Annotated in this window: 19 protein-coding genes; 13 read left to right on the forward strand and 6 right to left on the reverse strand. The window is 74.5% G+C overall.

The genetic code is table 11. The annotated features are described in order from the left end of the window. Positions 1–80: 80 nt before the first annotated feature. Positions 81–2567: a SpoIIE family protein phosphatase gene (locus tag ADL22_RS17480; protein ID WP_066979961.1), complete on the reverse strand. Its 2487-nt coding sequence runs from the start codon at positions 2565–2567 to the stop codon at positions 81–83. A gap of 221 nt (positions 2568–2788) precedes the next feature. On the opposite strand from ADL22_RS17480, the gene ADL22_RS17485 reads away from it, so the two are divergent. From ADL22_RS17485 to ADL22_RS17500, 4 genes are all read left to right on the forward strand, one after another. Then, positions 2789–3580, forward strand: a complete 792-nt coding sequence (locus ADL22_RS17485; RefSeq protein ID WP_066979906.1) for a VOC family protein — start codon at positions 2789–2791, stop codon at positions 3578–3580. Positions 3581–3831: 251 nt separating this feature from the next. Further along, positions 3832–4860, forward strand: a complete 1029-nt coding sequence (tdh, locus tag ADL22_RS17490; protein ID WP_066979909.1) for an L-threonine 3-dehydrogenase — start codon at positions 3832–3834, stop codon at positions 4858–4860. Positions 4861–4913: 53 nt separating this feature from the next. Further along, on the forward strand, positions 4914–6107 hold the full coding sequence (locus tag ADL22_RS17495) for a glycine C-acetyltransferase (RefSeq protein ID WP_066979912.1): 1194 nt from the start codon (positions 4914–4916) through the stop codon (positions 6105–6107). 49 nt (positions 6108–6156) lie between these two features. Further along, positions 6157–7065, forward strand: coding sequence for a LysR family transcriptional regulator (locus tag ADL22_RS17500; RefSeq protein ID WP_066979915.1), 909 nt, complete (start codon positions 6157–6159; stop codon positions 7063–7065). Between the two features lie 49 nt (positions 7066–7114). On the opposite strand, the gene ADL22_RS17505 is transcribed toward ADL22_RS17500, so the two are convergent. After that, on the reverse strand, positions 7115–8155 hold the full coding sequence (locus ADL22_RS17505; RefSeq protein WP_066979917.1) for a PHP domain-containing protein: 1041 nt from the start codon (positions 8153–8155) through the stop codon (positions 7115–7117). A gap of 685 nt (positions 8156–8840) precedes the next feature. On the opposite strand from ADL22_RS17505, the gene ADL22_RS17510 reads away from it, so the two are divergent. From ADL22_RS17510 to ADL22_RS17530, 5 genes are all read left to right on the forward strand, one after another. Continuing rightward, the gene (locus ADL22_RS17510; RefSeq protein ID WP_066979920.1) at positions 8841–9056 is read left to right on the forward strand and encodes a type A2 lanthipeptide; all 216 of its coding nucleotides are present in this window, start codon (positions 8841–8843) and stop codon (positions 9054–9056) included. A gap of 244 nt (positions 9057–9300) precedes the next feature. Next, positions 9301–10107, forward strand: a complete 807-nt coding sequence (locus tag ADL22_RS17515) for an HlyD family efflux transporter periplasmic adaptor subunit (RefSeq protein ID WP_066979922.1) — start codon at positions 9301–9303, stop codon at positions 10105–10107. Further along, on the forward strand, positions 10104–12383 hold the full coding sequence (locus ADL22_RS17520) for an NHLP family bacteriocin export ABC transporter peptidase/permease/ATPase subunit (protein WP_066979924.1): 2280 nt from the start codon (positions 10104–10106) through the stop codon (positions 12381–12383). Before ADL22_RS17515 ends, ADL22_RS17520 begins: the two co-directional genes overlap by 4 nt. Position 12384: 1 nt before the next feature. Next, the gene (locus ADL22_RS17525) at positions 12385–15270 is read left to right on the forward strand and encodes an NHLP bacteriocin export ABC transporter permease/ATPase subunit (protein WP_066979927.1); all 2886 of its coding nucleotides are present in this window, start codon (positions 12385–12387) and stop codon (positions 15268–15270) included. A 116-nt stretch (positions 15271–15386) separates the two neighbouring features. Beyond that, positions 15387–15845, forward strand: a complete 459-nt coding sequence (locus ADL22_RS17530; RefSeq protein WP_066979964.1) for a cyclic nucleotide-binding domain-containing protein — start codon at positions 15387–15389, stop codon at positions 15843–15845. Positions 15846–15894: 49 nt separating this feature from the next. Here the strand turns inward: ADL22_RS17530 and ADL22_RS17535 are convergent, their stop codons facing one another. Continuing rightward, positions 15895–16395, reverse strand: a complete 501-nt coding sequence (locus ADL22_RS17535) for a hypothetical protein (RefSeq protein ID WP_066979930.1) — start codon at positions 16393–16395, stop codon at positions 15895–15897. Continuing rightward, positions 16396–18504, reverse strand: a complete 2109-nt coding sequence (locus ADL22_RS17540) for a polymorphic toxin-type HINT domain-containing protein (protein ID WP_066979933.1) — start codon at positions 18502–18504, stop codon at positions 16396–16398. Positions 18505–18835: 331 nt separating this feature from the next. Here ADL22_RS17540 and ADL22_RS17545 point away from each other — a divergent pair, with 331 nt between their 5' ends. Next, positions 18836–19486: a TetR/AcrR family transcriptional regulator gene (locus tag ADL22_RS17545; protein WP_199836321.1), complete on the forward strand. Its 651-nt coding sequence runs from the start codon at positions 18836–18838 to the stop codon at positions 19484–19486. Positions 19487–19558: 72 nt separating this feature from the next. Here the strand turns inward: ADL22_RS17545 and ADL22_RS17550 are convergent, their stop codons facing one another. After that, positions 19559–20392 carry a PE-PPE domain-containing protein gene (locus tag ADL22_RS17550; RefSeq protein WP_066979937.1) on the reverse strand — a complete coding sequence of 278 codons (834 nt, stop codon included), beginning with the start codon at positions 20390–20392 and terminating at the stop codon, positions 19559–19561. Positions 20393–20670: 278 nt separating this feature from the next. Here ADL22_RS17550 and ADL22_RS17555 point away from each other — a divergent pair, with 278 nt between their 5' ends. The 3 genes from ADL22_RS17555 (at position 20671) to ADL22_RS17565 (ending at position 23709) form a co-directional block, all read left to right on the forward strand. Continuing rightward, entirely contained in the window at positions 20671–21741 is a 1071-nt protein-coding gene (locus ADL22_RS17555; protein ID WP_234430742.1) for an ABC transporter substrate-binding protein, read from the forward strand. A gap of 8 nt (positions 21742–21749) precedes the next feature. Next, positions 21750–22820 carry a FecCD family ABC transporter permease gene (locus tag ADL22_RS17560; RefSeq protein WP_199836322.1) on the forward strand — a complete coding sequence of 357 codons (1071 nt, stop codon included), beginning with the start codon at positions 21750–21752 and terminating at the stop codon, positions 22818–22820. A 112-nt stretch (positions 22821–22932) separates the two neighbouring features. After that, positions 22933–23709 (forward strand): ABC transporter ATP-binding protein, encoded by a 777-nt coding sequence (locus ADL22_RS17565; RefSeq protein WP_066979970.1) that lies wholly within the window; start codon positions 22933–22935, stop codon positions 23707–23709. A 116-nt stretch (positions 23710–23825) separates the two neighbouring features. Here the strand turns inward: ADL22_RS17565 and ADL22_RS17570 are convergent. Beyond that, the coding region (locus ADL22_RS17570; protein ID WP_420711571.1) for an L-tyrosine/L-tryptophan isonitrile synthase family protein at positions 23826–24801 on the reverse strand (976 nt) is incomplete at its 5' end.

Raw genomic sequence — 24801 nt, forward strand, 5'->3', positions numbered from 1 at the left:
CCCGCCGAGTGCCGGGTCCTCGCTGGTTCCATCATGGGACCGGCCCGGGCGACCCGCACGGCGTACGCCGGGCCACCCGGTCAGCCCACCGGCCGCGGCGCCCCCGGATAGTCCGCCGGGAACGCCTGCTCGGCCCAGATCGTCTTACCGGACGGGGTGTACCGCGTACCCCAGCGCTGCACGAGCTGCGCGACGATGAACAGCCCGCGCCCGCCCTCGTCGTCCAGCGCGCTGTGCCGCAGATGCGGCGAGGTGTGCCCGGTGTCCGACACCTCCGTCACCAGCGCCAGATCCCGCAGCAGGCGTACGTGCACCGGCCCGGAGGCGTGCCGCACGGCGTTGGTGACCAGTTCGCTGACCGCCAGCTCGGTGGCGTACGCCAGCTCGTCCAGGCCCCACTCGGCCAGCTGCCCGGTGGCCAGCTCCCGGGCGGTGGCCACCGCCGTGGGCTCGGCGGGCAGCTCCCAGGCGGCGACCTGCCGGGCGTCCAGCTCCCGGGTCCGGACCACCAGCAGCGCCGCGTCGTCGGGCGCCGACCCGTGCGGCAGCAGCCGCGCCATCGCCCGGTCGCACAGCTCCTCCAGGGGCCGGCGGTTGTCCCGCAGCACCCCGTCCAGGATGGCCAGGCCCGCGTCCACATCGCGGTCCCGGTCGCGCAGCAGCCCGTCGGTGTACAGGGCCAGCAGACTGCCGGCCGGCAGCACGGTCTCCCAGGACTCGAACGGCAGACCGCCCAGGCCCAGCGGCGGCCCGGCCGGCAGCTCCGGGAACGTCACCCCGCCCCACGGGTCCACGATCGCCGGCGGCGGATGCCCGGCCCGGGCCATCGTGCAGTGCCGCGACACCGGGTCGTAGACCGCGTACAGGCAGGTCACGCCGGCCGCGACATCGTCCGGGGCGGTCTCGGCGGCGGTGCCCGCCGCCCACTCCTCGGGGGTCTGGCCCACCAGGTCGTCGAGCCGGCTCAGCAGCTCGTCGGGGGCGAGATCCAGCCGGGCCAGGGCCCGTACGGTGGTCCGCAGCCGGCCCATGGTGGCCGCCGCCTGGAGGCCGTGCCCGACGACATCGCCGACCACCAGCCCGACCCGGGTCGAGGACAGCCCGATCACATCGAACCAGTCGCCGCCCACCCCGGCCCGGTCGTCGCTGGGAAGATACCGGTAGGCCATATCGACGGCCGACTGCGCCGGCAGGTGCTGGGGCAGCAGATTGCGCTGGAGGGTGAGGGCCGCGGTGTGCTCCCGGGCGAAGCGGCGGGCGTTGTCCATCGACACCGCGGTCCGCAGCACCAGCTCGTCCGCCAGGTCGATCTCCCCGCTGTCGAACGCCGCCGGATCGTTCCCGCGCTCGAAGGTGACCAGCCCCATCGGCGTACCGCCGGCCCGCAGCGGCACCACCATCGCCCGCTCCCCGCGGATCATCCCGCCCGACGACAGGCTCCGGTACTGGAGCGTCCCCGGCCGGTACGCCACCGGGTACGGCGGGTGCGGCGGCCGGTCCGGCGCCTCGTCGGCGGTGCGGGTGGCGACCCGCACCAGCTCCGGCACCGCGCCCTCGCCCGGCCCCGCCTCGTCGCCCTCCAGCACCGGCCGCAGCAGGTCGACGGTGACCGTGTCGGCGAAGTCCGGCACCGCGACCTCGGTCACCTCCCGGGCGGTGGTGACCATGTCGAGCGTGGTGCCGACCCGCCGGCCGGCCTCCACCAGGAGGTTCAGCCGGCGCTGCGCCTGGTAGCGGTCGGTGATGTCGAAGGAGTCCTCGCACACCCCCAGCACCCGTCCGTCCGGGTCCTGGAGCCGGTAGTACGAGCAGGACCAGACGTGTTCGGCGCCCGGGTCGGTGGGCTGTTCGCCGAGGAAGTGCAGATCGACGAAGGGCTCGCCGGTGGCCAGCACATGGGTCAGCACCGCGTCCATCGAGCTGGGGTAGCCCTCCGTCACGAACTCGCCCGGATACAGCTCGTCGGCCCGCTTGCCGGCCAACTCCGCCAGCGGCAGCCCTATCTCCCGCCCGTACGAGGCGTTGAACCAGTTCAGCCGCAGGTCGTTGTCGTAGATGGCCAGGCCGACCGGCGACTGGGTGGCCAGCCCGTGCAGCATCGCCTGCCGGGACTCCCACCGCCGCAGATCGCCCAGCGCCGTGGCGACCAGCACCCGGGCCGGGCCCGCGCCGGGGCCGGCGCCGGGCAGCGCGTCGGCGAGCGGGCACATGGTGATCGCCACCCGGAGCGAGCGCCCGTCCGCGCGCCGGGCCGTCCGGACCTCGATACCGGCCGGGTCCACCGCCGGCGCCGCGCCGCCCTCGCCGCCCGCGAAGCCCTCACCGCCGGTGGCGCCCGCGCCGTCCCCGGACCGCTCGCCGTCGCCCGGCCGCTCGCCGTCCGTGCCGGGCAGGAACGTGCCGACCGGCCGCCCGATGATGTCCTCCGGGGCGTAGCCGAGCAGCCGCCGGGCCGCCGCGCTCCAGCCGATCACCCGCCCCCGGGCGTCCAGCACCGCGGTGGCCGCCCTGGTGACGTCGAGGGGACCACGGAAGTCGGCGCTCTTCGCCGCGTTCCATGCGTTCATGGCATCAACCCCGGCCCGGATCGGTACCTCCAGCATCGAACCCGGTCACCGGCGGCACAACCGGCCCTGCCCCGAGCGGGGGACCGGCGGCGCGTGCGGGGGCGCGCGGTCGCTGGCACAGTGGGAGAGGGCGCCGAGGACCCGGCCGCACCACGCCGACCCGCGCGGGCTGATCCACGCTCACCCGTCCGACCGGCCCGAGCCACAGGAGGCAGATGCCCATGCCGTCCCCACGCCCGACCCCCCCGGTGCACGGCGCGCCGTGCTGGGTGAGCCTGATGGCCCGCGATCTGCCGTCCGCGCAGACGTTCTACGGGGCCGTGCTGGGCTGGCGGTTCCGGCAGGCCAGTCTGGGCGAGGAGTTCTCCGTCGCGCTGAGGGACGGCGAACCGGTCGCCGGGATCGGCGCGCTGGCCCCGAGCCTCCAGGTGCCGGTGGCCTGGATGCCGTACTTCGCGGTGGCGGACGCCGATGACACCGCCGCGCGGATCAGGGAGCGCGGCGCCACCGTCGCGGTCGGCCCGCTCAAGCTCGGCCCCGGACGGGCCGCGCTGGCCGCCGACCCGGACGGCGCCACCTTCGGCTTCTGGGAGGGGCGGACCGCCTCCTGGCGGGTGGGCGCCGGCAGCGCCCCCGCGATCCTGGAACTGCGGACCCGGGACGCCTTCGCGGCGGCCATCTTCTACGCCGGGATCTTCGACTGGGCCTCGGAGCGGCCCGGCGGCTGCGAGGTCACCTACGAGCACGACCAGGTCATCGTGCACGACGGGACGCATGTCGTGGCGGCGCTGCGCGGCGGCGGGGTGGAGGCCGCGCCGGACCCCCGGGTGCGGCCGCAGTGGCATGTGCACTTCCGGGTGCGGGACATCGCCGCCGTCACCGAGGCCGCGGTCGAGGCCGGCGGGACCGTCACCCCGGTCACCGCGACCCAGGACGGCAAGGGCAGCCAGGCGCTGGTACGGGACCCGGACGGCGGGCTGTTCACGGTGACGGCGCCGGGGGCGCCGGTCTGAGGGGGCCCAAGTGGGCTGATGTGAGGCACTGTTGACGAGGCGTTAGTTCTCGTACGTGCCGTGCCTGCCCGGTCGCCGCCGCCCCCGGCACCCGTCCCCACCCCCAGGCGTAAAGCAGGGCTGAGGGCGCGGTTAAGAAAACCTCGATGGACCGCGGGCCCGTCGTGCGGAAGATTGCTGGCCGGATACCGGCGGGCCCATCCGGCCCCCCGGTACGTCACAGCACTCGACGCACCACGGGAGCCGTTGCGGTGAAGGCACTGGTCAAGCAGAAGGCGGAGCCGGGACTCTGGCTGACGGACGTGCCGGAGCCGGCCATCGGCCCCGGCGACGTGCTGATCAAGGTGCTGCGCACCGGGATCTGCGGCACCGATCTGCACATCCGCGCCTGGGACGGCTGGGCCCAGCAGGCGGTCAGCGCGCCGCTGACGGTCGGCCACGAATTCGTCGGCGAGGTCGTCGAGACCGGCCGGGACGTGGACGGGATCGCGGTCGGCGACCTGGTCAGCGGCGAGGGCCACCTGGTCTGCGGTACGTGCCGCAACTGCCTGGCCGGGCGGCGCCACCTGTGCCGGGCCACGGTCGGCCTGGGCGTCGGCCGGGACGGCGCGTTCGCCGAGTACGTGGCGCTGCCCGCGGGCAACGTCTGGGTGCACCGCGTCCCGGTCGACCTCGACATCGCCGCGGTCTTCGACCCGTTCGGCAACGCCGTGCACACCGCGCTGTCCTTCCCGCTGGTCGGCGAGGACGTACTGATCACCGGCGCCGGACCGATCGGCATCATGGCGGCCGCGGTCGCCCGGCACGCCGGCGCCCGCAACGTGGTCATCACCGACGTCAGCGAACGGCGCCTGGAACTGGCCCGCAAGGTCGGCGTCAGCCTCGCCCTGAACGTCGCCCGCACCTCCATCGAGGGCGGCCAGCGCGAACTGGGCCTGCGCGAGGGCTTCGACATCGGCCTGGAGATGTCCGGCCGCCCCGAGGCGCTGCGCGACATGATCGGCAACATGACGCACGGCGGCCGGATCGCCATCCTGGGCCTGCCCGCCGAGGAGTTCCCGGTCGACTGGTCCCGGATCGTCACCTCCATGATCACCCTCAAGGGCATCTACGGCCGGGAGATGTTCGAGACCTGGTACGCGATGTCCGTACTGCTGGAGGGCGGTCTGGACCTCGCGCCCGTGATCACCGGCCGCTACCCGTACCAGGACTTCGACGCCGCCTTCGCCGACGCGGCGAGCGGCCAGGGCGGCAAGGTCATCCTCGACTGGACCGCCTGACCTCCGGCCCCGCACCGCCCCCGCCCCCGCCCCGCTCCAAGGAGACACCCCTGATGTTCGACGCCGTACGCGACGACCTGCGCGCCACCCTCGACGAGATCCGCGAAGCCGGACTGCACAAGCCCGAGCGGGTCATCGGCACCCCGCAGTCCGCCACCGTCGCGGTCACCGGCGGCGGCCGCCCCGGCGAGGTCCTCAACTTCTGCGCCAACAACTACCTGGGCCTCGCCGACCACCCCGAGGTCGTCGCCGCCGCCCACGAGGCGCTGGACCGCTGGGGCTACGGGCTCGCCTCGGTCCGCTTCATCTGCGGCACCCAGGAGGTCCACAAGGAGCTGGAGCGCCGGATCTCCGGCTTCCTCGGCCAGGAGGACACCATCCTCTACTCCTCCTGCTTCGACGCCAACGGCGGTGTCTTCGAGACCCTGCTCGGCCCGGAGGACGCGGTGATCTCCGACGCCCTCAACCACGCCTCCATCATCGACGGCATCCGGCTCAGCAAGGCCCGCCGCTTCCGCTACGCCAACCGCGATCTGGACGATCTGGAGCGGCAGTTGAAGGAGGCGGCGGGCGCCCGGCGCACCCTGATCGTCACCGACGGGGTGTTCTCCATGGACGGCTACCTCGCGCCGCTGCGGGAGATCTGCGACCTGGCCGACCGCTACGGCGCGATGGTGATGGTCGACGACTCGCACGCGGTCGGCTTCGTCGGCCCCGGCGGCCGCGGCACGCCGGAGCTGTGCGGGGTGATGGACCGGGTGGACATCATCACCGGCACCCTCGGCAAGGCGCTCGGCGGCGCCTCCGGCGGCTATGTCGCGGCCCGCGCCGAGATCGTCGCGCTGCTCCGCCAGCGCTCCCGTCCGTACCTCTTCTCCAACTCCCTCGCACCGGTGATCGCGGCCGCCTCGCTGAAGGTGCTCGACCTGCTGGAGTCGGCCGGCGAGCTGCGCGAGCGGCTGCGCGCCAACACCGCGCTGTTCCGCTCGCGGATGACCGAGGAGGGCTTCGCCATCCTGCCCGGCGAGCACCCCATCGCGCCGGTGATGATCGGCGACGCCGCCGAGGCGGCCCGGATGGCCGAGCTGCTGCTGGAGCGCGGGGTCTACGTGATCGGCTTCTCGTACCCGGTCGTGCCGCAGGGCCAGGCCCGGATCCGCGTCCAGCTGTCCGCCGCGCACTCCACCGCGGACGTGCACCGCGCGGTGGACGCCTTCGTGGCCGCCCGGGCCGCGCTGGCCGGCTGACCGGGCGGCCGCCGGGGAGCACGCGGGCGGACCCTGCGAAACTGGACCCATGATCGACCCACGCCGGCTGCACATCCTCCGTGCGCTGGCCGACCACCGCACGGTGACCGCCGCGGCCGCCGCCCTCTACCTCACGCCCTCGGCCGTCTCCCAGCAGCTCGCCGCGCTGGAGCAGGAGACCGGCCACCGGCTCGTGGAGCGGGGCGCCCGCGGGGTCCGGCTGACCCCGGCCGGCGACATCCTGCTCGGCCACGCCAACGCGGTCCGGGCCCAGCTGGAGCGCGCCGAGGCCGAGCTGGCCGCGTACGACAAGGGCGAGGCGGGCACGGTGACGGTCGCCGCGTTCGCCACCGGCATCGGGCTGGTGGTCGCGCCGGCCCTCGCCGAGCTGGCCCGCTCCGCGCCCGGGATCCGCCTGCGGGTCCAGGACGCCGAGGGCGACGCCAGTCTGCCGATGGTGCTGGACCGGCAGGTCGATGTGGCGGTCGCGGTCGAGTACCGCGGCGCGCCGGACGCGGACGACCCCCGGCTGACCCGCGTCCCGCTCTACGCCGAGCCGTTCGACGCGGTGCTGCCGCCGGACCATGCGCTGGCCGGCGCGGCGGCGGTGCCGCTGGCCGGGCTCGCCAAGGACGACTGGATCGGGCCGTACTCCGGCAATCCCTGCCAGGACGTGGTGGTGCTGGCCTGCGAGTACGCCGGGTTCCGGCCGCGCCTGGCGCACTCCTCGGACGACTTCCGGGCGGTGGTGGCACTGGCGTCGGCGGGCGCGGGGGTGGCCCTGGTGCCGCGCTCGGCGCTGCGCGGGATGGATCTGGGCGGGGTGGTGGTCCGGCCGGTCGACGGGGTGGCGCCCACCCGCCGGGTCTTCGCCGCCGTCCGCCGCGGTTCGGAGGGCCATCCGCTGTTCCGGCCGGTGCTGGCGGCGCTGCGGACGGCGGCGGCCGCGCAGGGGTGAGGGGGCGCGGTCGGGCGATTGGCTGCTGACGGCCCGTCAGGTTCGTGCGTCAGCGTTCGGTCGACCGCGGCCTGCGCCCCGTCCGCGTCCACGTCGCCAGCTGGCGCGCCGTCCAGGTGGTGATGATCCGCTCCGCCGGGACGCCGCACTCCTCGGCCCGGGCGCAGCCGTAGCTCAGCCAGTCCAGCTGGCCGGGCGCGTGCGCGTCGCTGTCGACCGCGAACAGGGTGCCCGCGTCCAGCGCCTCCCGCAGCAGGCGGCGCGGTGGGTCGAGGCGGTCCGGGCGGGAGTTGATCTCCACCGCGGTGCGGTGCTCGGCGCAGGCCGCGAAGACCTCCGCGGCGTCGAACGCCGACTCCGGGCGGCCCCGGCCGCGCACCAGCCGCCCCGTGCAGTGGCCGAGTACGTCCACCAGCGGGTTGCTGACCGCGGCCAGCATCCGGCGGGTCATCGGCCCCTTGTCCATCCGCAGTTTGGAGTGCACCGAGGCGACCACCACGTCCAGCTCGTCCAGCAGCTCCGGGTCCTGGTCGAGCGAGCCGTCGTCGAGGATGTCGCACTCGATGCCGGTCAGCAGCCGGAACGGCGCCAGCCGCTCGTTCACCTCCGCGACCAGCTCCAGCTGCCGCCGCAGCCGCTCGGCGGTCAGGCCGCGGGCGATGGTGAGCCGGGGGGAGTGGTCGGTCAGCGCGCACCACTCGTGGCCGAGGTCGCGGGCGGCCCGCGCCATCGCCTCCACCGGGCTGCCGCCGTCCGACCAGTCCGAGTGGGTGTGGCAGTCGCCGCGCACCGCGCGCCGCAGCGCCTCGCCCCGGCCGCCCTCGACCAGCGGGGCGGTCGCCTCCTCCTCCAGCCGCGCCAGGTAGGCGGGCCGGTCCCCGGCCAGCGCCTCCTCGGCGACCCTGGCGATCTTCGGGCCCAGGCCCTTCAGGCGGCTCAGTGTGCCGCTCCCGGCCCGTTCGCGCAGTTCGTCCGCCGGCAGCCCGCCGAGCACCGACGCGGCCGTGCGGAACGCCTGCACCCGGTACGTCTCCGCGCCCTGCCGCTCCAGCAGGAACGCGATCCGGTCCAGCGCCGCTACGGGATCCACCTCCCCACCGTGCACCGGACGCCGGCCCGCTGCCACCCCGGCCGGTCCCGGGCGGGCACCCCCTACCGCAGTTATGCGAATATTTCCGTTCTCCGGCCGGTGAATCCGTTTCCAGGGGAATAGGGCGGGCGGGTGGTGAGGATTCCGGGCATTACCGCCCGGGGTGCCATGTGGACGTCATGGGAAATCATGTGCGGGAAAAACTTCCGCAACACCGCGGCCGGGCCGGGGAAAGGCGAATCGGGCTTTCCGGTCCGCCGGTGCGCCGCCCGGCCGGAACGTCCCGCGGCCTTCAGAGAATCTGCACACCCCGTGCGCAGCCGCTTCGCGCGCTGCCGTGCCGCGCCCCGGCGGCACCCCGTTGATCAGCGGCTTGGTGGCGGAATGTCCCGTTCCGCAGGTATCGCAACGACGGTGCGGCGAAAAGGAAACCGGAGAAGGTGTGAAGAAGCTCCGCCCATGTCATGGACGGATGTCCACGTCCGGTAATTCCGCGGTGCCACGGCGTCCGGATCGGCGGTGATCCGATTAGCAGCGCAACCCGCCCGCATGCTTTGATCCATCGCACCGCGGAAGTCGCCGGGGTTTCCGGATATCGGACCCTGGCTGCCGCGGCCGCGGCCGGGTCACTCACCGGACGGCCCGCCGCTGATTTTCCTTGTTAGTGATCCGAAAGGAACTCCCCATGAACAACGCCCAGGTGCAGACCCAGGAAATCTCCGACGCCGACCTGGACAACGTGTCCGGTGGCCTCGTCGGCGGTGTGCTGAACACCGTCACCACCACCGCCGACTCCGTGGCCCCGGTCTCCGGTGTCCTGAACACCGCCACCGGCCTGGTCCAGCAGACCACCGGCCTGAACGTCCAGGGCGTCGCGGGCAACCTCACCGCCGGTCTCTGATCCGACCGGTCCGGTGCCGCAGCGCGGCACCGCCGGTACCGATCGGTCGCGTCGCGGCAGCCGGCGCCCCCTCCCTGCCGATCTGCCGCCCCGAGTGCCCCGGAGTGCCCGTGTTCTTCCACCGGGTCCCGGGGCACCCGGCTGTCCGCCGCCGGTACCCTCGTCGGGATCCACCGCCGGACCACCACCCCGGCGGTGCTCCGCCGTGTCCCCGTACCGCCCGTGCAGGTGAGGACGAGTCCCCGTGCAGTTCCGCCAACAGGCCCTTTCCAAACTGCAATCGCCCGAGGAACTGGACCTCCCGGTGCGCTTCGCCCGCCCCCAGGGCTGGCTGGTGCTCGCCGTCACCGTCCTGGTCATGATCGGCGCGACGGTCTGGGCGGTCACCGGCACGGTCACCTCGACCCTCACCGCCCCCGGCATCCTCACCCACGGCCACGGCAGCTACGTCCTGCAGAGCCCGGTCGCAGGGCAGGTGACCGCGGTCCTCGCCGACGAGGGCCGGCCGGTCGCCGCCAACGCCCCGCTGGTGCGCATCCGCACCGCCCAGGGCACCACCACCGTCGTCCGCGCCCTGGCCGCCGGCCGGCTCACCGGCCTGGTCGCCACCATCGGCTCGGTCGTCACCACCGGCGCCGACCTCGCCTCCGTCGAGAAGACCACCGGCCCCCGCGACCCGCTGACCGCCACCGTCTACGTCCCCGCCGCCGGCGCCGCCACCATCCCGCCGGGCGCCGCCGTGGACCTCACCGTCGCCTCCGCCCCCACCCAGCGGTTCGGCGTGCTGCGCGGCCATGTCGCCGCGGTCGGCCGCACCGCCCAGTCCCGGCAGCGGATCTCCGCGTTCCTCGGCAGCGCCCAGCTCGGCGAGCAGTTCTCCCGGGACGGCCAGCCGGTCGCGGTCCTGGTCCGGCTCGACCCCGCGCCCACCGCCTCCGGCTACGCCTGGTCCACCTCCGGCGGCCCGCCGTTCGCCCTGGACTCGATGACCCAGGCCACCGCCGCCGTCCACCTGGCCGCACAGCACCCGATCGATTGGCTGCTCTCGTGACCGCCCCGGACACCTCCGCCCCGCCCCCGCAGCACCTCCCGCCCGCCGGCCGCGGCCGCCACCGCCCCGAGGGCGCGGCCCCCGCCCGGCGCCGCCGGGCCCCGGCGCCCGCCCCCAAGGCGAAGAAGACCGTCCGGACGCCCACCGTCCTCCAGATGGAGGCGGTGGAGTGCGGCGCCGCCTCCCTGGCCATGGTCCTCGCCCACTACGGACGCCACGTCCCGCTGGAGGAGCTGCGGATCGCCTGCGGCGTCTCCCGCGACGGCTCCCGCGCCAGCAACCTCCTCAAGGCGGCCCGGAGTTACGGTCTGGCGGCCAAGGGCATGCAGATGGAACCGGCCGCGCTCGCCGAGGTCCAGGCCCCCGCCATCCTCTTCTGGGAGTTCAACCACTACGTCGTCTACGAGGGCACGGGCCGCCGCCTCGGCCGCCGCGGTGTGCACCTCAACGACCCCGACAAGGGCCGCCGCTTCGTCCCCGTCGAGGACTTCGACACCAGCTTCACCGGCGTCGTCCTGGTCTTCGAACCCACCGCCGCCTTCACCCGGGGCGGCCGCCGGCCCAGCGTCCTGGCCGCCCTGCCCGCCCGGCTGCGCGGCACCACAGGCACCCTGCTGGCCGCCCTGCTCGCCAGCCTGCTGCTGGTCGGCGTCGGCGCGGCGGTGCCCGCGCTCAGCCGCACCTATATCGACATGTTCCTGATCGGCAACCAGACCTCGCTGCTGGGGCCGCTGTTCGCCGCGATGACCGCGATGGTGGCGCTCACCGCCGTCCTCACCGGCCTCCAGCAGGCCAACCTGCTGCGCGGCCGGATCATCTCCTCCACCCTCAGCAGCGCCCGCTTCCTGCGCCATCTGCTCCGCCTGCCGGTCACCTTCTTCGCCCAGCGCTCACCCGCCGACCTCGTCCAGCGCCTCCAGTCCAACGACGCGGTCGCCGAAACCCTCGCCCGCGACCTGGCCGCCGCGGCCGTCGACGGCGTGGTCGTCGTCCTCTACGCCGTGCTGCTGTGGACCTACGACCCGCAGCTCACCGTCATCGGCGTACTGATCGCGCTGCTCAACGTCGTCGCCATGCGGATCGTCGTCCGGCTGCGCGCCACCCACACCCAGAAACTCCGCGCCGACACCGCCCGCCTCACCAACACCTCGTACACCGGCCTCACGCTCATCGAGACCCTGAAGGCCACCGGCGGCGAGAACGGCTACTTCCGCCGCTGGGCCGGCCAGCACGCCACCACCCTGGAGGAGCAGCAGCGGCTGGGCGTCCCCACCGCCTGGCTCGCCGTCGTCGCGCCCACCCTCGCCACCCTCAACAGCGCCCTGATCCTGTGGATCGGCGGACTGCGCGCCGTCGAGGGCCACCTCTCCATCGGCCTGCTGGTCGCCTTCCAGGCGCTGGTCACCCGCTTCACCGCCCCGATCACCCGGCTCAACGGCGTGGCCGGCCGGATCCAGGACTTCGCCGCCGACGTCGCCCGCCTCAAGGACGTCGAGAGCTTCCCCGCCGACACCCTCTACTCCCGCCCGGACGCCGACGCCGGCACCCGCCGGCTCAAGGGCCACGTCACCCTGGAGAACATCACCTTCGGCTACAGCCCGCTCGACAAACCCCTGCTCACCGGCTTCTCGCTGGCCGTCGGCCCCGGCCGCCAGGTGGCGCTCGTCGGCGGCTCCGGCAGCGGCAAGTCCACCGTCTCCCGGCTCATCTCCGGCCTCTACACGCCCTGGGAAGGCACCATCCGGATCGACGGCCGGCCGCTCGCCGACATCCCGCGCAGCGCCCTGGCCGCCTCGGTCTCCTTCGTCGACCAGGACATCTTCCTCTTCGAGGGCACCGTCCGGGACAACGTCGCGCTGTGGGACCCCTCCATCCCGGACGACGCGGTGATCGCCGCCCTCCAGGACGCCGCCCTCTACGACGACGTCATCGCCCGCCGCCCGGACGGCATCCACAGCCGCGTCGAGCAGGACGGCCGCAACTTCTCCGGCGGCCAGCGGCAGCGCCTGGAAATCGCCCGGGCCCTCGTGCGGCGCCCCAGCATCCTCGTCCTCGACGAGGTCACCAGCGCCCTGGACGCGCGGACCGAGGCCGTCATCATGGACAATCTGCGCCGCCGCGGCTGCGCCTGCGTCATCATCGCCCACCGGCTGAGCACCGTCCGCGACAGCGACGAGATCGTGGTCCTCGACCACGGCACGGTCGTCGAACGCGGCCGCCACGCCGAACTGGTCGCCGCCGGGGGCGCCTACGCCGAGCTGGTCAAGGAGCACTGACGTGGCATCCGTACACCCGTCCCCGGACGCCGGAGCCGCGGCAGGCGCCGCCGCGCCCCCGCCGCCCGCCGGGCCGGCGCTCCCCGCGGCCCCCGGCGACCCCGTCACCCACGCCCTGGGCGGCCTCGGCACCCCCGCCGGCCCCGCCGGACACCGCAACCTCCCGCTCGAAGGCCCGCACGTCGTCTGGCTGGTCACCGGCGGCACCCTCGACCTGTTCGCGGTGGACGCCGCCCAGGAAGGCCACTGGCACTTCCTCGGCCGCCTCGAAGCCGGCACCCTGCTGCTCGGCCCCGTCCAGGGCCCCCAGCACACCCTCGTCGGCCGCCCCTCGCCCGACTGCGGACTGCGCCGGATCGCACTGCGCGAACTCCCGCCGCCCGCCCCCGGATACGACGACCCCTACGGCGCCGCCGCCCAGCCCGGCCCCCTGGAGCACGCCTTCGCGCTCGGCACCGCCCGCGGTCTGGGCGTCCTCTTCGAGGCGCCGCTGGACGGCCGGCCCGCCGACGAGGCGGTCGCCGACGACGACGTGCTGTGGATGCCGGTCCCGCCCGGCGCCGTCCGCTACGGCGCCTCCTACAGCGCCGAGGCCGCCGCCGACCTGCTCATCGACCCGGCCCTGTGGCAGCGGATGGTCAACCAGCAGTACCGGCTGCTGTCCGCCGTCGACCGCTGGATCGAGCAGCTCGAACGCGCCCACGAGGACCGCGCCGCGGCCGGCATCAAGGCCGGCGAGGCCGTCCGGGAACGCGCCGACCAGGCGCTGCTGGCCGCCATCGGCACCGACCGCGGTGGCCGTACCGCGGCGGGCCGCGACCGGGCCGGCGACGACCTCACCTTCGCGGTCTGCCGCACGGTCGCCGCGGCCGCCGGCCTCACCCTCACCGAACCCCCCAAGGGCACCGCGCCCGGCGAACGGGTCAGCCCGGTCGAACGGATCGCGCTGGCCTCCCGGGTCCGCACCCGCGCGGTCCGCCTCGACGGCCGCTGGTGGCGCACCGACGCCGGCCCCCTGGTCGGCCGGCGCGCCCGCTCCGGCGCCCCGGTCGCCCTGCTGTGGCGCCGCGGCCGCTACGAGGCCGTCAACCCGGTCTCCGGCCTGCGGATACGCATCGGCAAGGAGAACGCGGAGGAATTCGAGCCGCAGGCGGTGATGTTCTACCGGCCGCTGCCCGACCGCCCGCAGAACCTCTGGCGGCTGATGCGCTTCAGCCTCCGCGGCACCCGCGCCGACCTGCGCAACCTCGCCCTGAGCGGCCTGGTGACCGTCGCCCTCGGCGCGCTCGTCCCGATCGCCACCGGCAAGGTCCTCGGCGTCTACGTCCCGGCCGCCGCGCGCGGCCCCATCGTCCAGGTCTCCCTGGCCGTCATCGTCTCCGGCGTGGTCGCCGCCTCGTTCACCCTGCTCCAGAACCTCACCGTGCTGCGCGTCGAGGGCCGCATCGAGAGCACCCTCCAACCGGCCGTCTGGGACCGGCTGCTGCGCCTGCCCACCACCTTCTTCGCCGCCCGCTCCACCGGCGAACTGGCCAGCGCCGCCATGGGCATCAGCGCCATCCGCCGGGTGCTGGCCGGCGTCGGCCCGGTCGCCGTCCAGGCCGCCACGGTCGGCGCGGTCAACCTCGTCCTGCTGCTCCTCTACAGCGTGCCGCTGGCGCTGGCCGCGCTCGCCATGCTGCTGGTCATCGGCGCGGTCTTCCTCGTCCTCGGCCTGTGGGAACTGCGCTGGCAGCGCCGGCTGGTGGCCCTCGGCAACAAGCTCAACAACCAGGCGTTCCAGACCCTGCGCGGGCTGCCGAAACTGCGCGTCGCGGCCGCCGAGTCCTTCGCGTACGCGGCCTGGGCCCGGGAGTTCGCCCGCTCCCGGGAACTCCAGCAGAAGGCCGGCCGGGTCAAGAACGTCACCACCGTCCTGAACGCCGTCTATCTCCCGCTCTGCTCCCTGGCGATGTTCATGCTGCTGGCCGGACCGGCCCGCGGCACCATGTCCGCCGGCTCCTTCCTGACCTTCAACACCTCGGTGACCATGCTGCTGACCTCGGTCACCCAGATCACCGGCGCGTTCGTCACGGCCGCCGCCGCACTGCCGATGTTCGAACAGATCAAGCCGGTGCTGGACGAGGCGCCCGAGGTGCGCGGCGGCAGCGCCCAGCCCGGCGTCCTCACCGGCGCCATCGAGGCCCGCAAGGTCTCCTTCCGCTACCGCGAGGACGGCCCGCTCGTCCTCGACGACGTCTCCCTCCAGGTCCGGCCCGGCGAGTTCGTGGCCGTCGTCGGCCCCAGCGGCTGCGGCAAGTCCACCCTGCTCCGGCTGCTCATCGGCTTCGACCGCCCGACCTCCGGCAGCGTCCTCTACGACGGCCAGGACCTCGCCGCCCTCGACCAGGCCGCCGTCCGCCGCCAGTGCGGAGTGGTGCTCCAGAACGCCCAGCCGCTCACCGGATCGATCCTGGACTGCATCTGCGGCGCCGAGGAGTTCACCCAGGAAGAGGTCTGGGCGGCGGCCGCGATGGCGGGCCTGGCCGAGGACATCCAGCGGATGCCGATGGGCCTGCACACCATGATCGCCGGCGGCGGGGCGATCTCCGGCGGCCAGCGCCAGCGGCTGATGATCGCCCAGGCACTGGTCCGCCGCCCCCGCATCCTCTTCTTCGACGAGGCCACCAGCGCGCTGGACAACGAGACCCAGCGGATCGTCATCGACAGCACCCGCGCGCTCAGCGCCAGCCGGGTGGTCATCGCCCACCGCCTGTCCACCGTGCTGGACGCCGACCGGGTCATCGTCATGGCCGAGGGCCGGATCGTCGAACAGGGCACCCCCGCCGAACTCCTCGCCGACACCGGCGGCCGGCTGCACGACCTGGTGCGCCGGCAGAGGGTCTGAGTCCGGCCGCCCGGACCGGCCGTTCCGCCGCTGCCGCCCGGACCGGCCGTTCCGCCGTTGCCGCGCCTCCGCCGCATAAGGTACGTATCACCGCGTACTGCCGCATGGAGGACGAGATGGCCACGGTCACGCACCTGCTCGACGCGCTGCCACCCGACCGGCGCCGCCGGCTGACCGAGCAGGCCCGCGAGGTGACGCTGCCCCGCGCCACCCGCCTCTTCGAGGAGGGCCGCCGCGCCGACCGCTTCTGGGTCATCCGCTCCGGCCAGGTCGCCCTGGACCAGCGCGTCCCCGGCCGCCGCGCGGCCGTCGTGGAAACCCTCGGCCGCGATGACGTGCTCGGCTGGTCCTGGCTGTTCCCGCCGCACATCTGGCACTTCGGCGCGCAGACCGTGGGCCAGGTGGAGGCCCTGGAGTTCGACGCCGCCGTGGTCCGCGCCCTCTGCGAGGACGATCCGGTCCTGGGCCGGGCCGTCTACCGCTACGTCGCCGAAACCGTCGCGGACCGCCTCCACCGCACCCGCATCCGGCTGCTGGAGCTGTACGGGCCGCAGGGGAGCGGGGAGGAGTCGTAGGCGGCACCGGCCCATCCCTCGCCGCGCCCCGGTGGGGCCGAGCGGCCCGTCAGCGGCCGCCGCCCTCCGCCGGTCCCGCCACGGCCGCCGCCATCCGGACCGCCCGATCGGCCGGTTCGGGATGGCCGTGCTGCCGGGCCCACACCGCCAGCTCGCCGAGCAGCCGCGCGCACTCGCCGCGTACGGCGGCCAGCGGGACGCTGCCGCTGCGGGCCTCGACGGTGCCCTCCCCGGAGCCGGAGACCAGCCCCGCGCGGTCGCAGACCCCGAGGGCCTCCACGCGGGGCTCCGGGCCGTCCCCCGGGACCGGCACCAGCCGGACGTAGTACGGCCCCTCGAAGAAGTACACCTCGCCCGCCTCGCCGCGCCCGGCCCGCGCGAGCGCCTCGCACAGCGAGCCGAGCACCGGCAGCGGTGTGTCGCTCCAGCGGGCCCCGGGGAAGTCCGTGCCCGCCAGGGTGAACCAGATCCGGCCCGAGAGCTGCCGCGGCTCACCCGGCGCCACCTCCAGATCGGCCAGGGTCATCGTCAGGCCGCCGCTCTCCGTCACTCAGTCACTCCAGGGAACGAGCGGATAGATGGACCGCACGACGCCGGTGTCGCGCGAGATCTGGAACTGCACCATCTTGCCCTCCACCACCGCCACCGCCTGGACCATCCTGGTCTGCGGGTCGTAGCCGATCACCCGGGGGTTGTTCCGCATCGCCTGCTGCGCGATCGACGCCAGCCGCTCATCGGTCATCTTCGCCGGCCAGAGGTCCTTCTGCGACGTCACTCCGGCGCCGCCGGGGAAGTGGTTGCGGCGCACATGCGCGGTGTCCAGCCCCTCGTACTGCCGGGGCACGCGGATGCCCTTCAGGCTTTTGGCATCGCGCTTCATCGCGCAGTTGTGCACCAGGACCGGGGTGTCGCCGGCCAGCACGTAGTACGTGTGCACCCCGTCGACGCTGAGGTTGTAGGTGCGGGCGGCGGCGCGGTACGGGCGCACCTCCCGGACCGTCGCGGTGCCCTGGCCGGTGGTCTGGAGCCGGTCGCCGGGCCGCAGGGCGGCCGCCTGCTTCCAGCTCCCGGCCGCGGCGTCGTAGAACAGGTGGTGCGCGGTGGAACGGATCGTGCCGCTGCCGTGCGGGCCGGCGACGGTGAGCCGGACGAAGTCGCGGTCGGTGTCGGTGACGATGACCGCGCCGACGCCGTGCCGCTGGAGCGTGCCGCTGCCGGGCGCGGCGTTGCGGATCTCGTCGCCGGGCCGCAGCTTCTCGATGGCCTCGGCGCCCTCACTGCCCCCGCCCGCCGTCAGCACCGGCGTCCCGGCCACGAAGCTGTCCCGGGCGCAGTCCGGAGCCGGACCGGCGTTCTCCTTCGCCGTCTCGACCGCCCTGTTCCGGTCGGCCTGCTGGGCCTTGACCCGCCGCTCGATCTCGGCCCGGGCGGAGGCCATCGCCATGATCTGCACCTGCGCCCGGAAGTTGATCGTGTACGGGATCCGGACCGGCCGGCGGGTCGCCCGGGCCTGGGCCTCGGCCTCCCGCTGCTTCTGCGCCTTGATCCGCTGGACGATCGGGGCCGTCCCCGCGGCGACGCAGCTCATCGTCCCGCCGCCGTTGACCGGCAGCGTCGCGGTCGCCGAACAGCCGCCGCCGGACTCGCCGTTGACGGTCACCTGGGCCGTCATGGAGGCGTTGACCGTGCCGGACACCCGTGCGCCGGGGGCGGCCGTGGTGGAGGTGACGACGTTCTCGGTGACCGTGCAGGACTGCGAACAGCTCAGATTGCCGGACTGGTTGAAGTTGAAGCGGATGCCGAGGTCGACGGCGCGGTCCAGGGTCCTGGTCTGGCCGATCAGGTCGTCGTAGGCGGAGCCGACCTGGTCGGGGGACATGGGGGTGAGGTCGAGGCCGCCGGCCCCGGCAGCCGTCGCGACTGCTCCGGCCGGGGCTCCCGCCGGCCGCAGGGCAGCCGCCGCCTGTACCGGGGACGCGCCCCGGCCGGCCGTCGCGCCGCCGGTGGTGCCGCCCGCCGGGCCGAGGGGCTCCAGGCGCAGCACCCGGTAGGGCGCGGACGCCGAGACGTACAGCCGCCCCCGGGGCGTCAGGACGGACAGCGCCATCGGTCCGCCGGGCCGCACCGGCGCGGCCTTGAGGTGCGGAAAGGCCGTGATCCGGTCCAGTCCGGACCACAGCGCGGACGCCAGCTCGGCGGGCGAGCCGGGGACGTCGGCGAGCCGGCGGGTCAGCCGGCTGTCCCCGGTGACCCACATGCCTTCCAGCGTTGATGCCCGGACGCCGTTCGGGAGGTCGGTCAGCAGCTCCTGCGGCGGTTTGGCGTAGGTCTTCCCGCCGACCCGGAGGACGGCGAACTTCCGCCCTTCCATGGTGAGTTGGCCGTGCGCCTCACCGCCATCGGTGACGGTCACGTCCCACGCCGTCCCGCCGGGGGCGGAGCCGACGTAGTGCGCCATGGGCTCCTCGGCGAGGTTGTAGAGCGCCAGGTAGAACGGGGCGCGGTCGCCCTCGGACTCCTCCCGCGGCCCCGCCGCCCGCCACAGCAGCGTTCCCGCGACCAGCGCCAGGGCCAGGACGCCGGCCCCCGCCGCCAGCAGCCAGGGCGGCCGCCGCCACCAGCTCTTGCGCGCGGGTGGCTCCGGCGCACTCGCCGGCACCGCCCCCCACGGGTCGTACGCCGCCGGTGCGGCCCCTCTCCAGGGCTCCTGCTCCCCGCCCCCGGGCCCCTGGCCCGTACCCGTTGCTCCCCCGTACATCTCCGCCCCCTGCGGCTGCTAGTAATAGAACGTCGGTCTCGCGGTCTCGCGGTTCTGGTTTCCTGGTGACGGGTGGTCGGTCGTCCGTCCGGTGGTCAACTGCCGTACGCCGTCCAGCAGCACGATCCCGTACCGGGCCCGTACCGGCCACCCGTATCCCGCAAGTGGGACGGTGTCGTGACAGGCGGCATGCCGCGACCGGTGGCCGCCGCCGGGGAGTGGGGAGGGAACAGTGGCCGAACCGCAGCGCGGAGCCGCCCGGTCCGGGCCGCTGCCCAGCGGGCGGCACCGCCTCAGCCGGGAAGAGGTCGTGGCGTCCCAGCGGGCGCGGATGCTGATCGCCACCGCGGAGGCGATGCGGGACAAGGGCTACGCGGGGACGTCCGTCGCCGACATCATCCGGCGGGCGGGCGTCTCGCGCGAGACCTTCTACCAGCAGTTCCGTTCCAAGGAGGACTGCTTCGTGCAGGCCCTCGACGCCGCCACCGACCGGCTCGCGGGACGGCTGGCGGCCGCCTGGCAGCCACCGGACGCCGGTGCGACCGCCGCCCCCGAGGAGTCCTTCCGCCGCCTGCTCCGCCTCTACCTCGACACCCTCGCCGAACACGCCGCGTTCGCCCGGCTGTTCCTCGTCGAGGTGTACGCGGCCGGGCCGGAGGCGATGGCCCGGCGGATGCGGTGGCAGCGGTGGTTCGCTGACGGTATCGCCGGGATCTTCCCGGCGGCGCCGGACGGCGGTGCGGACGAGCGGCGGTTCCACTGCGAGGCCCTGGTCGCGGCCGCCGCGCACCTGGTGACGGTGCACCTGGTCGCGGACGATCCGGCGGCCCTGCGCGCGCTGGAGGATCCGCTCGTCCGCCTCGCGGTGCGGCTCCTGGGGTGACCGGCCGGCCGCCGGGAACGGACCGGACGCCGGGAGCTGCCCGGCCACCGGGGACCGGCCGGCCACCGGACGTCAGCCGGCCGTCTGCCGGGCCCCGGCCGCGCCGCTCCCGGTCAGCTGCTGGGACGTCCGGCCGGGCAGCGGCAGCCCGGGCCCGCAGACCGGGACCTTCGGCGGCTGGTGGTTGAGCTGCTCGCCGCCGCCCTGGACGGCGTGCGGGTCGATGGCGTAGCCGTGGTCGCCGGTGAAGTAGCCGACCACGCCGTTGGCGAAGCACAGCAGGTTCGAGAGCGTGTTCTCGGAGTAGCAGATGCCGTCGTTGGTGTTGCAGATCTCCTTGACGGTCAGATCGCCGAAGCCGCGCGCGCCCTTCATCGTCATGCCCGGCAGGATCGTCGGCAGATTCGTCTCGATGCCGCCCGGGCCGCCGTTCGTGCCGGGCCGCCGCGGGTCGCCGTAGAGCACGCCGTTGATCTGGCCGTGCGGGACGGCGTTGGTCCGGGACAGGGCGGCCAGTTCGTCGCCGGCGACGATCGCGCCCTGCGAGTAGCCGGCCACGGTGACGTGGCTGCCGGAACAGGCGCCGTGGAAGTCCTTGACCGCCTTGTCGAGGGTGGCGATGCCCTCGGCCACGGAGTCGTCCAGCGTCTTGGTGTCGCCGGGGTACGGGGCGATGGACGCCGAGTAGTGGATCTTGGTGAACGACACGCCCGCCGGGAGCCTGGCGTTGGAGGCGTCGTAGATCGCGGCGTCCTGGTCGAGGTGGCCGCCCACCTCGAAGATCATCGTCTCCGGGCAGCCGGCCCGGGTCTGCGGCTGCGCGGTGGCCGCGAGGGCGTGCGGTGCGCTCAGGCCGAGGGCGGGCAGTGCGAGGAGTAACGCGAGGACGGGTCGGGCCTTTCGCATGGGCGCCTCTTCTCCAAGTGGCTTGCCAGGCACGGGAGTTCATGCCGGTGCGACGCAAAGGTAGCGTCGCGGACCTTCGGCGAACAGAGGTGTTCGTGAAAGTTTGGTGTGCGGCCGCCGGCGCCCGGGCCGACGGTCAGGGCCGGACGCGCGCCCCGGGAAGCCGCCCCGCGCCGGGAACCACCAGCGGAATCCGTACGACTACCTGTGCCGGGCCACGTGGGTGGCCCGCGGCCGGCGGACCGGCCGGAGCGTCACAGCGGTAGGGGAGAAGGCCCATGCGCCCAGTGAAGTGGTGCGGACTCGCGATGGTGGTCGCGCTGACCGCCACGGCGTGCGGTGGAGGCAGCGGTGAGCGCGCCACGGGGGCGGACGGCGGCCCTCCGGGCCACGGCGGCTTTCCGGTGAAGGTCGCGGACTGCAAGGGCGTGCAGACCACGTTCACGGCGCCGCCGCGCAAGATCGTGACCAGTAACGCGGCGGCGCTGGAGATGCTGCTGCGGCTGGGCGCCGGCGACCGGGTCGTCGGCACCGGCTTCCCGCCCGGCAAGGGCACGCTCCCCGGAGAGCTGGGGAAGCGGGCGGCGAACGTCCCGGTGCTCGGCAAGGCCGTCATCCCGAAGGAGAAGCTGCTCGGCTCGGGCGCGGATCTCTATATCGACACCTTCGCCGCCATGGGGTCGATGGGCGGCGCGGGCGACGCGCCCACGGACGAGGAGTTCAAGGCGGCGGGCATCCGCCACCTCTACCTGGCCTCCACGGCCTGCGCCCCGATGGCCAAGGGGCCGCAGCGGGACCTGTCCGGCGTCGAGGGGGACCTCACCCGGCTGGGCGCCGTCACCGGCACCGCGCCGCGCGCCCGGGAACTCGTCGCGGACATGCAGGCCAAGGTCGGGGCCGTCCGCAAAGCGGTCGGGAACGTTCCGGAGGCGCAGCGGCCGGGCTACTTCTTCTTCGACTTCGACGCCGGCACCAAGCAGCCGATGGCCGTCTGCAACCGGCAGGTCGCCAACGCCGTGATCACCCTGGCCGGCGCCCGCAACGTCTTCGCCGACTGCGACGGCGACTTCAAGCCGGTCTCCTGGGAGGACGTGGTGGCCCGGAACCCGGACTGGATCCAGCTGGGCATCCGCGACCGCGGCGACGCGGCGGCCAACGCCACGGCGTACGACCAGGCCGCCGCGTTCCTCAAGACGTTCCCCGCGACGAAGGGGCTGGCGGCGGTGCGGAACGGCAAGTTCCTGCGGATCGGCTCGGAGCCCACCACCATCGCCGGCACCCGCACCGCGGACACCGTCGAGGAGATCGCCCACACCCTCTACCCGGCGCGCTTCAAGGCGGCGCGGTAGTGCGGGGGGTGGCGGCCGAGCCCGTCCCCGCGCCGGACACCGGGCGCCGGCCGCGCGTCGTCCGCGCCGGCGCGTGCGCCCTCCTCCTCGCCGCCGCGCTGCTGGCGGCCCTGACCGCCGCCGTATCGCTGGGGTCCACCGATATCGCGCCCGGCCACGTCTGGTCGGTGGTCCTGGACCGGCTCGGCGGGGCGCCGCCCCGGCCCGGGACCGACGACCTCATCGTCTGGCAACTCCGCGTCCCACGCGCCCTGTTGGCGGCCGCGGTCGGCGCCGGACTGGGCCTGGTCGGCACCGCGACCCAGGCCCTGGTCCGCAACCCGCTCGCCGACCCGTACCTGCTGGGCATCTCCAACGGCGCCTCGCTGGGCGCGGTCGCCGCGATCGTGCTGGGCGCGGGCGCCGGCGGGGCGCTGGGCCTCGGCCTGTCGGCGGCGGCCTTCGCCGGGGCGCTGCTCGCGTTCGCCCTGGTGTGGTGCATGGCGCGCCGGGGCGGCGGATTCTCGCCGCTGCGGCTGGTGCTCGCCGGCGTCGGCATCGGCCAGTTCCTCTCCGGTTTCACCAGCTACCTCGTCCTCCAGGCCGGCGACGAGCAGCAGACCCGCGGAGTGCTGTTCTGGCTGATGGGCAGCCTGAGCGGCGCCACCTGGGGGACGCTGTGGCTGCCGGTGCTCGCGGTCGCCGGGGGCCTGCTGGCCCTCCAGGCCCGCGCCCGCGCCATGAACGCGCTGCTGATGGGCGATGAGACCGCCGCCGGCCTCGGCGTGGACGTCACCCGGCTGCGCCGCGAACTGTTCGTGGTGACCAGCCTGCTGACGGGCGTCCTGGTCGCGGTCTCCGGTGCCATCGCCTTCGTCGGCCTGATGGTGCCGCATCTGTGCCGGCTGGTGCTGGGCGGCGACCACCGCCGGCTCCTCCCGGTGGCGGCGCTCACCGGGGCGCTGCTCCTGGTGGTCGTCGATGTCGTCTGCCGGACGGCCATGGACGGTCAGGAACTCCCCGTAGGGGTCGTCACGGCCATGATCGGCGCCCCGGCGCTGCTGTTCATCCTGGACCGGCGGCTGGGGGCGGAGCGTTGAGGATCGACGCGGACCGGGACGGGGACGGGAGCGGGAACGGGTGGATGTGACGGGAGCGATGAAGAGCCATACCGAGGAATCGCGGACCGGCGGCGCGGAGCCGGGCGGAGCGATGCGGATCGACATCGAGGACCTGCGGGTCAGCTACTCCGGGCGCGATGTGGTCTCCGGCGTCCGGCTGATGGCGGCGGCCGGCGAGATCGTGGGGCTGGTCGGCCCCAACGGGAGCGGCAAGTCCACCGTCCTGCGGACCGTCTACCGCCATCTGCGCCCCACCGCCGGCCGGGTCCTGCTCGACGGTACGGACCTCGGCACCCTGCCCCCGGCCCGTACCGCCCGCCATATCGCGGCCCTGCCGCAGGAACGCGCCGCCGCCTTCGAGCTGACCGTCCGCGAGGTGGTGGCGATGGGCCGGACGCCGTACAAACGGGCCTTCGCGGCCGAGGACCGCACCGACCGGGAGGCGGTGGCCGGGGCGCTGGCCGCGGTCGGGATGGCCGGCGCGGCGGCCCGCCGGTTCTCCGCGCTCTCCGGTGGTGAGCGGCAACGCGTGCTGCTGGCCCGGGCGTTCGCCCAGGATCCGGACGTGCTGGTGCTGGACGAGCCGACCAACCACCTCGACGTCCGCCACCAGGTCGAACTGCTCGCCCTGCTCCGCGACCGGGCCCGCACCACGCTGATCTCGCTGCACGACCTCAACGCCGCGGCCTCGCTCTGCGACCGGCTGCACGTCCTGCACGCCGGGCGCCTGGTGGCGTCCGGGCCGCCCCGTACAGTGCTGACGCCGGAGCTGCTGGCGGAGGTGTTCGGCGTCCGCGCGGCGGTCACGGAACACCCGCTGACGGGTGATCCGCTGATCGCATTCGATCATCGGGGGGTGCCGGTGTGAGGGGCCGGGGCAGGGGCCGGGGGCGGTCTGGCCGGGGGCGGTCTGGCCGGTCCCGGTCCCGGTCCCGGGCCGGGAGGCGGGTCCGGTGTCGGCCCGCCTCCCGGCCCGTCGGCGTGTTACGCCGCCACGGTGGTGAAGTGGCTCGGCCGGCCGTCGCGCGTCACCAGCCGGCCGCGCCGCTCGGCATCCACCCGCCGCATCAACTCCCAGCGCCCCTCGGCGTGTTCCAGTACGCAGGCGTGCCACGGCGTCATCCACACATCCGGAGCGTCCAGCAGCCGGATGCCGAACTTGGCCGAGCCCCTGGGCTGCGGATGGATGGACAGCCGGACCGCCCCGGGGTGGTACCGCTCGATCAGCTCCCCCCAGGCCCGGCTCCGCCGGATCACCCCGTAGGCGCGGGCCCGGCACTCCCGTTGGAGCGCCGAACGCGTCCCGGTGTACGCGCCGGTGTCGGTGTCCTCGAAGAGGAACCGGGTGATCCCCTGGTACAGCCGCCGGGCCGTCTCATCGGCGCGGGTCTCGGCCCGCAGCACCTCCAGCGCCGGCGCGTGCTCCGCCTCCACCGCGGCCCGCTTCTCGTCGTACGACAGCCCCCCGTACGCCGCGCGGAGGTCGTAGACCGCCAGCCGGTCCGCGAGCCGCTCCCGCGCGATCAGCGCCCGCAGCCCGTCCCCGTACGCGTCGATATCGGCGTCCGGGACCCGGATGAGATCGCTGAAGACATGGCCGTCCGAGCAGATGACCACCCGGGCACCGGGCGGGTACACGGCCGCGATCCGGGCGCACAGGCCGTGCAGGAAGCGCAGCGAGAGGCGTTCGCCCTCATCGGGGAGGGGGCCCAGCACCTTCGCGGGATTGGGGGATTTACAGGGGAAACCCGGCAGGGTGAACAGCACCGGCTCACCCGCCCCGACCCACCGCGCCAACTGCCGCACCTGGAGCGGGAAGGCATCGGGGCTGTCCCCGTGGGTGGTGGCGTCCAGCGTCCGCCGGTAGGGGAGGAGGACGCGGAGGATGCGCTCGCAGATGGCGCGTGTGGCGGGTGAGATGGGTGTGATGTGGGGGGCGGTGGGGGTGGCCGGGGGGGGC

This window comes from Streptomyces sp. NRRL F-4489, from assembly GCF_001509485.1.
Taxonomy (GTDB): Bacteria; Actinomycetota; Actinomycetes; order Streptomycetales; family Streptomycetaceae; genus Streptomyces.

Coding starts and splice junctions, on each gene's coding strand:
- ADL22_RS17500 (WP_066979915.1), top strand. CDS start 6,157: ATGATCGACCCACGCCGGCTGCACATCCTCCGTGCGCTGGCCGACCAC.
- ADL22_RS17485 (WP_066979906.1), top strand. CDS start 2,789: ATGCCGTCCCCACGCCCGACCCCCCCGGTGCACGGCGCGCCGTGCTGG.
- ADL22_RS17555 (WP_234430742.1), top strand. CDS start 20,671: ATGCGCCCAGTGAAGTGGTGCGGACTCGCGATGGTGGTCGCGCTGACC.
- ADL22_RS17510 (WP_066979920.1), top strand. CDS start 8,841: ATGAACAACGCCCAGGTGCAGACCCAGGAAATCTCCGACGCCGACCTG.
- ADL22_RS17530 (WP_066979964.1), top strand. CDS start 15,387: ATGGCCACGGTCACGCACCTGCTCGACGCGCTGCCACCCGACCGGCGC.
- ADL22_RS17480 (WP_066979961.1), bottom strand. CDS start 2,567: ATGAACGCATGGAACGCGGCGAAGAGCGCCGACTTCCGTGGTCCCCTC.
- ADL22_RS17565 (WP_066979970.1), top strand. CDS start 22,933: ATGCGGATCGACATCGAGGACCTGCGGGTCAGCTACTCCGGGCGCGAT.
- ADL22_RS17495 (WP_066979912.1), top strand. CDS start 4,914: ATGTTCGACGCCGTACGCGACGACCTGCGCGCCACCCTCGACGAGATC.
- ADL22_RS17550 (WP_066979937.1), bottom strand. CDS start 20,392: ATGCGAAAGGCCCGACCCGTCCTCGCGTTACTCCTCGCACTGCCCGCC.